Annotated in this window: 12 protein-coding genes; 8 read left to right on the forward strand and 4 right to left on the reverse strand. The window is 62.3% G+C overall.

The window, feature by feature from the left end; genetic code table 11:
• Nucleotides 1-455: helix-turn-helix domain-containing protein (locus tag F8C90_RS08150; protein ID WP_158050024.1), on the reverse strand; the 455-nt coding region annotated here is incomplete at its 3' end.
• A gap of 87 nt (nt 456-542) precedes the next feature.
• Nucleotides 543-1,292: a hypothetical protein gene (locus tag F8C90_RS08155; RefSeq protein ID WP_158050025.1), complete on the reverse strand. Its 750-nt coding sequence runs from the start codon at nt 1,290-1,292 to the stop codon at nt 543-545.
• A gap of 167 nt (nt 1,293-1,459) precedes the next feature.
• Between F8C90_RS08155 and F8C90_RS08160 the strand changes: the two genes are divergently transcribed.
• A complete protein-coding gene (locus F8C90_RS08160; RefSeq protein WP_158050026.1) occupies nt 1,460-2,644 on the forward strand; it encodes an iron-containing alcohol dehydrogenase in 1,185 nt (394 codons plus the stop codon).
• Between the two features lie 122 nt (nt 2,645-2,766).
• On the opposite strand, the gene F8C90_RS08165 is transcribed toward F8C90_RS08160, so the two are convergent.
• Nucleotides 2,767-3,135: a phage holin family protein gene (locus F8C90_RS08165; protein ID WP_158050027.1), complete on the reverse strand. Its 369-nt coding sequence runs from the start codon at nt 3,133-3,135 to the stop codon at nt 2,767-2,769.
• A gap of 223 nt (nt 3,136-3,358) precedes the next feature.
• Here F8C90_RS08165 and rlmD point away from each other — a divergent pair, with 223 nt between their 5' ends.
• The 7 genes from rlmD to F8C90_RS08200 all read left to right on the forward strand — a co-directional run bounded on the left by rlmD (nt 3,359) and on the right by F8C90_RS08200 (nt 12,271).
• Entirely contained in the window at nt 3,359-4,999 is a 1,641-nt protein-coding gene (gene rlmD / locus F8C90_RS08170) for a 23S rRNA (uracil(1939)-C(5))-methyltransferase RlmD (RefSeq protein WP_158050028.1), read from the forward strand.
• A 2-nt stretch (nt 5,000-5,001) separates the two neighbouring features.
• A complete protein-coding gene (gene tilS / locus F8C90_RS08175) occupies nt 5,002-6,105 on the forward strand; it encodes a tRNA lysidine(34) synthetase TilS (RefSeq protein WP_158050029.1) in 1,104 nt (367 codons plus the stop codon).
• Nucleotides 6,106-6,789 (forward strand): Maf family protein, encoded by a 684-nt coding sequence (locus F8C90_RS08180; RefSeq protein WP_158050030.1) that lies wholly within the window; start codon nt 6,106-6,108, stop codon nt 6,787-6,789.
• Between the two features lie 110 nt (nt 6,790-6,899).
• A complete protein-coding gene (gene hpt / locus F8C90_RS08185) occupies nt 6,900-7,448 on the forward strand; it encodes a hypoxanthine phosphoribosyltransferase (protein ID WP_158050031.1) in 549 nt (182 codons plus the stop codon).
• Between the two features lie 64 nt (nt 7,449-7,512).
• Nucleotides 7,513-9,777 (forward strand): ATP-dependent zinc metalloprotease FtsH, encoded by a 2,265-nt coding sequence (gene ftsH / locus F8C90_RS08190; protein ID WP_246155863.1) that lies wholly within the window; start codon nt 7,513-7,515, stop codon nt 9,775-9,777.
• Between the two features lie 11 nt (nt 9,778-9,788).
• Nucleotides 9,789-11,102: a dihydropteroate synthase gene (folP, locus tag F8C90_RS08195; RefSeq protein ID WP_158050032.1), complete on the forward strand. Its 1,314-nt coding sequence runs from the start codon at nt 9,789-9,791 to the stop codon at nt 11,100-11,102.
• Nucleotides 11,103-11,677: 575 nt separating this feature from the next.
• Nucleotides 11,678-12,271: a hypothetical protein gene (locus tag F8C90_RS08200; RefSeq protein ID WP_158050033.1), complete on the forward strand. Its 594-nt coding sequence runs from the start codon at nt 11,678-11,680 to the stop codon at nt 12,269-12,271.
• Nucleotides 12,272-12,289: 18 nt separating this feature from the next.
• On the opposite strand, the gene F8C90_RS08205 is transcribed toward F8C90_RS08200, so the two are convergent.
• Nucleotides 12,290-13,585: a threonine/serine exporter family protein gene (locus tag F8C90_RS08205; RefSeq protein WP_170264608.1), complete on the reverse strand. Its 1,296-nt coding sequence runs from the start codon at nt 13,583-13,585 to the stop codon at nt 12,290-12,292.
• Nucleotides 13,586-13,651: the final 66 nt, after the last annotated feature.

Here is a 13,651-nt window from a genome sequence, read left to right on the forward strand (position 1 = left end):
TCGGCCTCCAGCTTCTGGACCCTCCGTTCGAGCTCCTGCTCGCGCGCCATCGGTCCGGGTGCCGCCTTCGCGCCCTTCGGCCTTCCTTTGGGCCTGGGCCTGAGCGCCTCGGGGCCTCCTTCCCGATAGGCTTTCAGCCATTTCCGCAGAGGGCTGCTCGAGACTATCCCGAACCTGGCCATGGCCTCGGGCACGGTGGAGCCCTCGTCTTCGACCGCTCTGACGGCGGCCACTTTGGTATCGAACGAGTAGGTCTTCTTCTTTGCCCCCATGGCGGCCAGAGCTCCTATGCCGACGGATCTGTAGGTGTCCAGCCATTTTCTCACGGTTCCCTCGGGGGTGCCGACAAGATATGCGATTACGTCGCGCCCGTGGCCCTCCTCGTAGAGTTCGACGGCGCGCCGTCGAACCCCCGCATCGTAAAGCGGTCTTCCAGACATAAAGAAGCCTCCCATTTCTCTTGTCCAAGAACTGGGAGGCAGTTCACATGGATGTGCGGGCTCTTCTTGTTTTGCTTGATAGTTCGCAACCCCAACTCGCGGTTACTGGTTGTTCTGCGTGGGGTCTTGGGGCGGCTGCTGCTCGTTGAGGGGCTGGCTTTGCGCGTCTTGCTGCTGCGCGAAAGGAGGCTGCGGCGCGCCTTGTGCGTACGGCTGCTCGTAGGGTTGGCCGTAGGGCTGCTGCGGTGCGCCCTGCGCGTACGGGTTCTGCCCGGGCTGGACATAGGGCTGCTGGTAGTAACCGGGCTGTGGCGCCTGGTAGGGCTGCGCACCCGCATAGCCCATCTGCTGCTGCGTGAAGGTCTCGGGCGGCAGCTTCTTCATCTTGTTCACGTACACCGCCACGATGATGAACAGCACGAGCGTTATGACGCTGCAGGTGAGCACCGAGACGACGATGCCTGCGATCGTCCAACCGAACAGCTTCGAGAACTTGGTCGGATCGGCGCAGCTCTTGATGCCGATGACGCCCGCGATAAGCTGCACGACGACGCATAGCAGGCCCAGCACCAGCAGGAATGCGGAAATCCCAACGGTGGCGTTCAGCATCGCGAGGATGCTGCCGCTGTCCATGCCTCCCAAATAGATGTAGTCGTCGTCGAAGTAGTTGCCGGAGCTGTAGGCGGTGCCGTTGAGTTCGTTTTGGATTTCGGCGATAACGGTGGGGTCGTTTACTGCAACGCCGAAAATCGCGATGAGCGCAAACCCGGCGATGACGCCGAGGATGCCCAGTGCGGCAAGCACGACGATGGCGATGCTTAGACCGCGTACGGTTTTGGAATCGGAGTTCATTGTCTTCTCCTTTAGGGGGATTGTCGGACGGGTTCAGTATACTATGGGCAAATCGCGAGAGGTCTTTCGCGGAGGTCAAATTACTGTGACAGTTCTAAAACGGAAAGGTAACGCCGCACATCGCAAGCCGTTTTTTGCAGCGTGCACATTGGGAAAGGATTGTTTCCATGCTTGATTTCGAGTTCATGTCCCCGACTCAGTTCGTCTTCGGCCGGGGCGTCGAGGAGAAGGTGGGCGACAAGCTCGCCGAGCGCGGCGCAAAGAAGGTGCTTTTGCACTTCGGCGGGCAGAGCGCGGTGCGAAGCGGGCTCATCGACCGCGTCTGTGCGTCGCTCGACGCGGCGGGCGTCGAGTGTGTGAAGCTCGGCGGCGTGCGTCCGAACCCCGAGATCGAGCTCGTGCGGGAGGGCGTGGCCCTGTGCAAGAAGGAGGGTGTCGACTGGGTGCTCGCCGTTGGCGGCGGGTCGGTCATCGACTCGGCGAAGGCGATCGCGAACGGCGCCTGCATCGAGGAGGACGTGTGGGAGCTCTTCACCACGAAGCGCCCCAATGCGAACGTGCTCCCCATCGCCGTGGTCCTCACCATCCCCGCGGCGGGCAGCGAGGCGTCGAAGAACACCGTGATCAGCAACGACGCGCTCGGCATGAAGACGGGGTACGGAAACGAGCACCAGCGCCCGAAGCTTGCGTTCATGAACCCCGAGCTCACCTTCACGCTGCCCCCGTACCAGACGGCCGCGGGCATCACCGACATGTTCTGCCACCTGCTCGAGCGCTTCTTCGACGATGTGGACGCGGTCCCCGTGACCGACAACCTGAACCTCTCGCTCATGAGGACCGTGCGCGCCGAGGCGCCGCGCGTGCTCGCGGACCCTGAGGACTACGAGGCTCGCGCGAACATCATGTGGGCGGGGATGCTCTGCCACCAGGGGCTCGCGGGCGTTGGGCGCCACGAGGACTGGGCGACGCACGGCCTCGAGCACGAGCTGTCGGCCTTCGACACCTCCATCACCCACGGTGCTGGGCTCGCGTGCCTGTTCCCCGCATGGATGGAGCACGTGCACGCCGAGAACCCCGCGCGTCTGGCCTACTATGGGCGTGAGGTGTTCGGGCTCGCCCCCACGGGCGACGTCTGCGCCGACGCGCTTTCGGCTGCTGACGAGACGCGCCAGTTCTTCGCGTCGCTCGGCATGCCGACGACCCTGACCGAGCTCGGCATCGGCGAGGATGAGATTGACAAGGCCATCGAGAAGATGATTCCCACGCTGAAGAAGAACAAAGGCGAGGTGTTCGGCAGCTTCAAGAAGCTCACGATGGAAGACGCCGAGGAGATCTACCGCTCGGCAGTGTAGCGGCACGGCGGCGTGCCGCTACACCGCGCATGCCTGCAAAGCGGCTCGCATTGCGAGACGAGGCACATATAGCTGAAGGGCTGGGCGATTCCAGATTATCGGAGTCGCCCAGCCTTTTGCTGCTACTTGTCCCCGATGAGGGAGTTCACCAGAGACGACACGATGCTGATGACGATAGACGCGACAAACGCGCTCCCGAAGGTCGCGATGTGCAGGCCCATGCCGAACAGGCCATCGGTGAGCCATGACGCGATGTAGAGGAGCAACGTGTTCACGATAAGATAGAAGATGCCGAATGTGAGGAACGTGAGCGGCAAGCTCAACATCTGCAGGATGGGCTTCAGGCCGATGTTCACAAGCGAGAGCACGAGTGCGAACACAGTAATGATGATCCACGCGTTGTCGCCTCCGACGATGTCGATGCCGGGGACGATCCAGGCGGCGGCCGCCACGGCAACGGCGGTGGCGAGCCAGCGGGCGATGAAGTTCATGAGAGGCCTTTCTCGTTGATACGCCTGACGGCGCGATGTTTTCGGTCCATTGTACGACACGTTCGCCTTCGCGCCCGTGCGGGTCGCTCTTTTGAAACTGTCTTGTAGCGAACGCGTTATTTGGAGCTGTGCCCGAGGGGATTTTTGCTCGGTTGCTTTCGGTATGCGCGGGTTTTCTGAGAGATGGGCGCCGTCACGGCGTTCTTGTGACACAATGAGTGGCATGGCTAATCATGAGAAAAGGCGTCAAGAAGACGCGAAGAAAAAAGCAAAATCGAATACGCGTGCAAAGTCGGGCGCAGGCTCGAAGAGAGCGGGGCGCTCTCGCGCCGCTCGACGCGCAGGGGCGAGCGATTCGCCTTGCCCGGTCGACGCTCGCTGCGGCGGGTGCAAGAACCTGTGCGTCCCCTACACCAAGCAGCTCATCGACAAACAGCTGCGCATCGAGCGCCTGTTCGCGCCGCTCGCGCCCGACGGGGCGATATCCCTCATCAAGGGTATGAAGGACCCTTACCACTATCGCAACAAGGTGATTTCCCCCTTCGCGCCGGGTAAGAAGCTGCCCCCGCGCGGGCAGGATCGCAGGGCGACCGACCCCCGCGATCGCAAGGCGGCGGATGCCCGCGGTGCGAAAGGCGGCAAGGGGAAGCGCCCCCAGGCTCGCTACGAGATTCTCACCGGCATGTACGCCGCGGGATCGCACGAGCTGGTGCCTACGGACAAATGCCTGATCGAGAACGAAACGGCGAAGAAAGTCGTGCTCGCGGTGCGCGATATCATGCGCAAGCACGACGTTGCCCCCTATCGCGAGGACACGGGCACGGGGTTCATGCGCCATGTCGTGGTGCGCGTCGGCCACACCTCGGGCGAGGTGCTCGTCACGCTCGTCACGAACAGCGATGATTTCCCCTCGTCGAAGTCGTTCTGCCGCGAGCTCATCCGCCTCTGCCCTGCGGTGACCACGGTCGTGCAGAACGTGAACGAGCGTCAGACGAACGTCATCTTAGGCGACAAGGAACGCGTGCTCTACGGACCCGGGTTTATCCTCGACGAGCTGTGTGGGCTTTCCTTCCGCATATCGTCCAAGTCGTTTTACCAGGTGAACGCGACGCAGACGGAAGTGCTCTACCGTGCGGCCATGGAGCTTGCGGGCTTCGACGGCACCCAGGTCGCAATCGATGCGTACTGCGGCACGGGAACGATCGGCCTTGTGGCGGCGAAGTCGGGCGCGGCGCGCGTGATTGGCGTCGACTCGGTGGAGTCGGCGATTCGCGATGCGCGGACGAACGCCCGCCACAACGGTGTCGAGAACGCGGAGTTCGTCGCCGGCGACGCCACCGACTTCATGTGCGAGCTTGCGAAGGAGGGCGTGCTCGGTGCGGAATCGCCGGAAGAAGGCGCCCAGGCGGGCGGGCTTGTCGTGCTTATGGACCCGCCGCGCGCGGGCTCGACGGAGGAGTTTTTGCGCGCAGCGGCGGCACTCGCCCCGGAGCGGATTGTCTACATCTCCTGCAACCCCGAGACGCAAGCGCGCGACGTGGAGTTTCTCGACTCGATAGGCTATGCGGTCGTGGCGGTGCAGCCGGTCGACATGTTCCCGCACACCGACCACATCGAGTGCATCGTGGCGCTCGAGCCGGTGGATTCTCTTTCGCCCGATCGCTGGGGCAAAGAAGGCGGGGAAGAGGAAGCCCCAGACGACGAAGGGACCCCCGATGCGGAAGAGGAGGCCGCTGAGGAGGAAGCCCCCGAGGGTGATTGCGACGGGGACGCCGCTGACGAGGTCCCCAACGGGGAAGCCCCCGGCGTGGAGGTTCCCGCCGCCGACCCCGCCGACCCTGCAATCGATGAGGAGGTCGAATAGCCATGGACGTGATCGAGCGCATGCGGGCTGCCATCGCGGCGCATGGGATGGCCGACGCCGACACCCCGGTGCTCCTCATGGTGTCGGGCGGGTCGGACTCAACGGCGCTCGCCTACGCCGCCTGCGAGCTTGCCCAGGCAGGCGAGCTCGGGATGCTCGCGATGCTGCACGTGAATCACCATCTGCGCGGCGAGGACGCCGACGCCGACGCCGCCTTCGTGTCCCAGTTGGCCGACGCCTTGGCAATCCCCCTGTTCATGTGCGATATCGATGTGGCAGGAGAAGTCGCCCGCACGGGCGGCAACGTGGAAGCGGTCGCGCGCAGCGAGCGCTATCTTGCCGCGAACGAGGCGCTCGAGAGCCTGTGCCGCCATGCGGGCGCGCCGCTTTCCAGCGGCCGCATCTTCACGGCGCATACCGCCGACGACCGCATCGAGAGCTTCTATATGCGCTCGATCGTGGGCACGGGCCCTGGCGGCTTTCGCGCGATGCGCTACGAGAACGGCCCCATCGCGCGTCCGCTTCTTGACGTTGGGCGCGAAGACCTGCGCGATTACCTGCGCAAACGAGAGCAATCCGGCGAGGTGTGCGTATGCGATGCGCAGGGGAACCTCTGGCGCGAGGACGCCACCAACGCGCACACGGACCATTTCCGCGCCTTCGTCCGCCACGAGATCGTGCCGCGCGCGAAAGAGCGCAACCCCCAACTGCTTGAGACGCTCGGCCGCACGATGGACCTTATCGCCGACGAGGACGATTTCATGGAAGGCCTCGCTCGAGAGGCCGCGGGCAAGCACCTCACCTGGGTCTGTCAGGCGGAGGGTCGCGACCCCGATTGGCAAGAGGGCTTCAAGCTGTCCCCGTCGTTCGGGCAAGTGGCGCTTCCCGTCGCCCGCCGCGCTATTGCGGGAGCGCTCCAGCGCGTGCTCGGCGTCGACACGCGGGTGGAGACGGCGGCCGTTGCGGGCGTGCTCGATGCGTTCGAGGATAAGCGCCCGAAAAGCGGCTATGTGACAAATATCCAGGGTGATTTGGCCGTGAGCGCGAACAAGCGCGGCGTGCTGGTGGAACCCATGAGCGCCTTTCGCGCAAGGAGGAAGAAATAGATGAGTGATAACGCCAACAGCCAGGGGAAACCCGCCGAAAAGCCCTTCCGCGTCGTGCTCGCCTCGGCGAGTCCTCGCCGTCGGGAGCTGCTCGAGCAGGCGGGCGTCACCTTCACCGTGCACGCTTCCGAGGTCGACGAGTCGCTCGAGCCCGACCTTCTGGCCGATCCGCCCGAGGCATGCAAGAAGCTCGCCGAGCGCAAGGCGGGCGCGGTCGTGCAGGAAATCCTGGCAGACCCCGCCTTTGAAGGCATGCTCATCGTGATCGGCTCGGACACGATGGTCGTGAAAGACGGCGACATCTTCGGCAAGCCGAAAAGCGCTTCCGACGCCACGCACATGCTGCGCCGCCTGTCGGGCGCGACCCACGAGGTGATCACGGCGGTGTCGGTATGGATGGTGTCCGCCGAGGCGGTCGATCCGGCGCTTGCGGCCGACGACGACTCGGGCAACATCTCGCTCGGCTTCCGCACCTTCTGCGACACCTCGCGCGTCACGTTCCACGAGCTCACCGACGAGCGCATCCGCAAGTACCTGGCGTGCGGCGAGTCTTTCGACAAGGCAGGCGCCTACGCGGTACAGGGCGAGGGCGCCAAGCTCGTCAAGCACATCGACGGCTATAAGAGCACGGTGATCGGCCTTCCCGTCGAGCGGCTCGTGAAGGAGTTTCCCGACCTGGTTTAGTTGTGTGTCGTTACCGTATCGTCGCTTTTGCGGGCTGACGTTGCGTTACACTTATCAGGTTACAGAAGAGAGGGCAGGTGCGCCTGCCGTATCGAATCAAAGGACTGCACGTGCATAAGGACGTTAGCGAGATTCTGTTCACCGAAGAGCAGATTCACGACCGTGTCGCCGAAATCGGCGCTGCCATCACGGAAGACTTCAGGGAAAAAGCCGGCGACGACGGAATCATTCTCATCTCGGTGCTGCGCGGTGCGGCTATCTTCATGGCCGACCTCGCTCGTGAGATCAAGATTCCTTGCGAGATGGACTACATGGCCATCTCCTCTTATGGCAACGGCGTGAAGAGCTCGGGCGTCGTGCGCATCCTGAAGGACCTCTCCTCGCACATCGAGGGACGTCACGTGGTCATTGCCGAGGACATCCTCGACTCCGGCCTCACGCTGACGTATCTGCTGAAGAACCTGGCCTCGCGCAACCCCGCGTCGCTTACCGTGGCCACGCTCCTTCGCAAGAAGACGAAGGTGCAGGCGGACGTCGATTGCGCGTACGTCGGCTTCGAGTGCCCCGACCAGTTTATCGTGGGCTACGGCCTCGATTACGCGGAGCGATACCGCAACCTACCCTACATCGGCGTGCTTAAACCGGAAGTTTACGAATAGCATCGAAGCGGCGCCGCAAAAGGCGCCGTTTCGCGATAAACGCAACAGAAAAGGCTCACTCTCCATGACGCAACAGAAGAAACCATCGTCTCCTCAGCAACCGAATCCTCGGGTGACCATCATCTCGGTCATATTGTTCCTCGTTGTGGCGTTTTTCGTCGGGCAGCAGTTTATGGTCATGTCGAACGCGAGCTCGACGCCCACCGACTCCCTCATCACCTCTGAGTTCACCCAGGCGGTCGAGCAGGATCGCGTGACGAAGGTCGTGTATTCCGCGGGCGATTACAAGGTCACGGGCACGTATTACCCAGCCGTCACGGCAGGCTCGAATGCCGCCGACGCGTTCAACAAGGCCTTCGACGCGATGAACGCCCGCATGGCCACGAAGAAGACCCCTGCAGGCGGCGTTCCCGCAGGCGTGGGCACGACTTCCATCGAGTCGTCCGTGCTCGGTTCCGAGCGCGGCTACACCTCGACGTTTGTGGGGCAAGACGCGCTCGCTGCGCTCTTGAAGGACCATCCGGAAGTGTCTTACCAGGTCACGCTGCCTTCTGAGTGGCTCGGCATCCTGAGTACCCTGCTTCCCATCTTGCTTATCGGCGCGCTTCTGTTCTTCTTCTTCAACCAGATGCAGAAGGCGAACAACTCGCAGATGAGCTTCGGCAAGGCGAAGACGAAGAAGAACGCCGAGGAGCGCCCCGACGTGAAGTTCTCCGACGTCGCCGGCGTCGATGAGGCCGTCGAGGAGATGCAGGAAATCAAGGACTTCCTGTCGAACCCCGCGAAGTACCAGTCCATGGGCGCGAAGGTGCCGCGCGGTTGCCTGCTCGTCGGCCCTCCGGGCACGGGCAAGACGCTGCTCGCGCGCGCCGTTGCGGGCGAAGCCGGCGTGCCCTTCTTCAGCATTTCCGGCTCCGACTTCGTCGAGATGTTCGTCGGTGTGGGCGCCTCCCGCGTGCGCGACCTGTTCCAGCAGGCGAAGGACGCGGCGCCTTCCATCATCTTCATCGACGAGATCGACGCCGTCGGTCGCCAGCGCGGCGCCGGCTTGGGCGGCGGTCATGACGAGCGCGAGCAGACGCTCAACCAGCTGCTCGTCGAGATGGACGGCTTCGAGTCGAACGAGTCTGTCATCCTGATCGCGGCGACCAACCGCGCCGACATTTTGGACCCAGCGCTCCTTCGCCCCGGTCGCTTCGACCGCCAGATCGTGGTTGACGCCCCCGACGTGCGCGGCCGCGAGCGCATCCTGCAGGTCCACGCGAAGGACAAGCCGATCGGCTCCGACGTCGACCTGAAGAGAATTGCCCAGCTCACGCCTGGTTTCACGGGTGCTGATCTGATGAACCTCATGAACGAGAGCGCGCTTCTGACCGCGCGCCGCGGCAAGAAGATCATCACGATGCGCGAAGTGAACGAGTCGATGGAGCGCGTCATCGCCGGCCCCGAGCGCAAGGGCCGCGTGATGGACGAGGCCACCAAGCACACCATTGCCTACCACGAGAGCGGCCATGCCCTCGTGGGTCACCTGCTTCCGCACGCCGACCCGGTGCACAAGATTTCGATCATCTCCCGTGGTCGCGCGCTCGGCTACACCCTGTCCATCCCTAAGGAGGACAAGGTGCTGAACACCGTGGGCGAGATGCTCGACGAGCTGGCGGTCTTCATGGGTGGCCGTGTGGCGGAGGAAATCTTCTGCGACGACGTAACCACGGGCGCGAGCAACGACCTCGAGCGTGCGACGAAGATGGCGCGCGCGATGGTGACGCAGTACGGCATGTCTGCAGCGCTCGGCACGCAGGTGTTTGGCCAGCCCAACCACGAGGTATTCCTCGGTCGCGACTACGGCAACACGCAGGATTACTCCGAGGAGACGGCGCGCCGCATCGACGACGAGGTTGCACGCATCATGAAGGGGGCGCACGACCGCGCCTACGAGATTCTGAGCTCGCATCGTGATCAGATGGACCTCATGGCGAGCGTGCTTCTCGAGCGCGAGACGATCGACGGTGCCGCATGCCAGGCGCTTCTCGACAACCGCTGGAGCGAGTATCTCGAGCACGAGGACGAGATCATCGCGAAGAAGGATCGCGAAGAGGCCGAGGCTCGCGCGCGTGACGCCAAGCTCGCCGACCCGAATTGGAATGCTGACGCGATGGGCGGCAGCGATGTGGACGGTTCCGACGGTGCACCGACCAACGTGGAGGCGAAACATACCGACGCGTTCACGCCTCATGGGATTTTGAACGACCTTGAGGCTGGTTTCCGCGACATCGCTCATGGCGACCATGCCGACAATGGCAAAGACGACAAGGATAGCAAACACTAAGGAGCGCATACGTGAATTGGCAATGTGCCTCGTATAGCTTCGACGTCAAGATGCCCATCGTGATGGGCATCTTGAATGTCACGCCCGATTCGTTCTCCGACGGGGGAGAGCACAACACGCACGACGCTGCGATTGCGCACGCGAAGAGCATGATTGAGCAGGGTGCGAAGGTCATCGACGTGGGCGGTGAGTCCACGCGTCCCGGCTCCGCCGAGGTATCGGTTACAGAAGAGCTCTCGCGTACGGTCGAGGTTGTTCGCGAGCTCGCTCGGGCGGGCATCTGCGTGAGCATCGACACGCGCCACGCCGAGGTTGCGCGCGCCTGCGTGGAGGCGGGCGCCGCCATCATCAACGATGTGTCGGGTTTTCGCGACCCGGCGATGGTCGAGGTTGCGCGCTCATGCGACGCGGGCCTCGTCGTCATGCACATGAAGGGCGAACCGCGCACCATGCAAGATGATCCCGTCTATGACGATGTCGTCGTTGAAGTGCGCGATTACCTGGCAAAACGCGCGGCAGAACTGGAAGCGGCGGGCATTGCGCACGACCGCATCTGCCTCGACCCGGGTCCTGGGTTCGGCAAGACCGCCTCGCAGACGATGGAGCTCATGCGCAACTTCCACGAGATCGCGCGTCTGGGCTACCCTTCGATGGTCGCGGTCTCGCGCAAGAGCTACATCGGCAAGGCCTACGGAATCGAGGACCCTCACGATCGCGATCGCGCGTCGGCGGCCGAGGCGCTCATGGCGTGCGAGCTGGGCGCAGGTGTGGTGCGCGCTCATAACGTGGAGGAAACCCTGAAGGCGCTGAAGGATTTGCGCCCGTATTGCTACCTGGGCCTGGGTTGCAACGTGGCGCTCGTGGCGGAGCCTGGCGAGGAGCGCGAGGGCAAGATTGCCCAGATAGAACACGCGATCGGCCAGCTGTGCATGATTCCCGACTCGCAGATCGTCGACGTGTCGAGCTACTACGAAAGCGAGCCTGCGTACTACCTCGACCAAGAACCGTTCGTGAACGCCGTCGTGCTCATGCGCACGGGCGTAGCGCCGAAGGAGCTGCTGGAGTACCTGCACGCGATCGAGAACAGCCTGGGCCGTGTGCGCGAAATCGAGAACGGCCCGCGTACGTGCGATGTCGACATCTTGGACTACCAGCTCTACGTGGTGGACAACGACGTGCTCACGCTGCCGCATCCGCGCATCTGCGAGCGCGACTTCGTGGTGAAACCCCTGCTCGAGATTTCCCCTAACCACGTTCTCGCCGACGGCACGCCCGTCGCGAGCGTTCCCGAAGACCAACGCGTCGGCCACGCCGTGAAGCTGTAGGCATTACCCGATTTCACTAAGCCCTGCTTTCGCGTATCCAGGAAAGCAGGGCTTTTATAATGATGCGGCTATCGGTGGCGGTGGCCGCGAGTTTGCTTCGAAAAGGGCAACTCACAATCCTTCGTAGTGCGACCACATCCTCACGACTTTCACGATGCCGTCGCAAGGCGCGCCGTCATGGGCATCTGCACTTTGCTCGATAGAAGCGCGTCTAAGCTCGCTGTCACATTCGGGATTCGCCAATAATCTTACAATTTCAGATGCGGCCTTTGAGGATATATTGAACATTGCTAAGGAGAACATGAAAGTCTCTGTCCCAGTCTATTCCGTCGAAGGTGTTGTTGTGGGTGAGTATTCGTTTGTGAGATTCTAATTATTCGCCATCCTGATCATGCTGTATGATGGTTGATATTCGTACATGAGAGGAAGGGAACTCTCAGTGAATATCGGTCAACTTGAGCATGTAGTCGAGGTAATTCGATATTCGGCTCCCAAATGCAACAACTAAAAGATAGGAGCGCATTATGAAATGCTTGAAGGCAAGATTCGGGCTAGCCAAAGCGTTTGTTCTAGCGGTGGCATTTGCTCTTGTATGCGTGTGCGGGCTTGCTGGGTGTTCGCAGCAGGCGACAAGTGAATCGGGGAGTGGCCTGGTCAAAAGCGAGGACTACCCCAACACCGTTACGGTCGACAAGCTGTCGATGGAGTACCCCAACGAGTTCGAGGTTTCCAAGAAGTACGACGCCGGGCAGCATGCGGGCGACTTCCCAGACGGCGTGTCCGACACCGCCTCGGCGCTTCTCCTTAACAAGAGCGGTTCGATCATGATTACCGTCGTGAGTGCTGATGACTCGGAAAACGTCGGCCTTGACGGGCTTAAGGATTGGGTCGAAGCTGCGCCCGAGCGCCTTGAGAAGATGAAGGAAACGCAGCCGGAGATGTACGAATCTCTGAAAAACGTGGATTGGGAAAACCCTGAAAAGACCACGGTGAACGGCGCAGACGTGCTCTGCGTGAAGACTGCGAGCGGCAAAACGACGACGGTGACGTACTACCTTGCGAAGGAAGGTGCGATTGCCGGGTATGTGTCCGTCGTGCTTCCCACGTCGGAATACGATGCGAACAAGGGCATCTACGAGAAAATCGTTGCCACGACAACGATAAGCTAAGGGCTCGCTCTGCTTCCGCTACCGCGTTCGCGGCTTCAGGAGGCTTGCGAACAGCCAAGTCACGCACATGCCGACGGCGATTCCCAGGGCAAATTGGCCCGTTCTCATTGCATAAGCCGCTACTTGCGTCCAATCAGACGCCACGGCAAAGCTCATCGTGTAGTACAGCGGGGCGCCGGGAATGAGCGGTACAACGGAGGGAATCACGAACAGCAGCGAGGGAATGTTACGCCACTGCGCGAGCGCTTCGGAATAGAGCGCGGAAAAGGCGCTCGCGACGAGTGCGGGGAAGAACACGCTGTTCGACGCGCATCCGACGGCCAGATAGATTGCCCAGCTGAGGATGCCGCCGATCGATGCGGCAGCGAGGTGCTTGCGGGGCAGGTGAAAGATCATCGCGAAACCCGCTGCGCCGAAGAACGCCGCTATGAGCTGGGCGGTAACACCCATCCAGTTGAGCTCGAACCCAGGGCCGACGTTGTGACTTGCGTCGAATAGGAATATTGCGGTCATGAACCCGCCCGCCAGCGCCACCGCCCACAGCATCGTCTCCACGAAGCGCATGGTGCCGGCCACGGTGTCGCCGACGAGCATGTCGTGGATGGCGTTCGTCATGAAGATGCCGGGGATGAGCAGCATGACCTCGCCGATGAGGATCTTGTCCAGGTGGATGAGCGGGTTGGCGCCCTGAAGCGCGTTCGTGCTGCTGATATCCGCGCCGAGAATCCCCGCCGCAATGGCCTCGACGAACGCAACGGTTGCGCACGTTCCCACGCCAGCGAGAAACGAGCACAGCAGGTTGAACATGAGCATGTTGGGACAGCGCGGCGCGAACTTCTCCTGCAAGAGGCAGATGAGCACGGCGAACACCGCGGCGAAGATGGCGTCGACCGCCGTGCCGCCGAAGAATACGGTGAAGCCTGCTGCGGCAAAGATGCTTCCCAGGTAGAACGTCATGCGATCGGGGGGTTGGTCGATGCAGCGCTTTATGGCCCTGGCGAGCTCATCGACGCTCGGGGTTTTCTTGCAACATTGTTTTCCAAGCTTGTGGAAGGCGGCGACGACGCGGTAGTCCGTCGGTCCCGGCGCGATGATGCGCCGCGTTTGCGTGAGCCGCTCGCCGTCGGGAAAGTCCATCGTGACCACGAGCGTCGCCGTGATGGCGAACACGTTCATGGCGCATGCCCCGTAGGCTCGTCCGACGCTGGAAAGCGTGCTTTCCACGCGGCTCACTTCGGCGCCAGCAAGCAGCATGGCCTCGCCCATGTTCAAAAGCTCGTAGAGTATTTCGCTGTGGTTTTCCATGGCTGCCATTATACGCGAGCAAGCTGCGCAGCCCGTCGTTTTCGGGCATAATGCGTGAGGAAGATGACGCGGGAA

It is taken from the genome of Ellagibacter isourolithinifaciens (genome assembly GCF_008831035.1).
Classification (GTDB): domain Bacteria; phylum Actinomycetota; class Coriobacteriia; order Coriobacteriales; family Eggerthellaceae; genus Ellagibacter; species Ellagibacter isourolithinifaciens.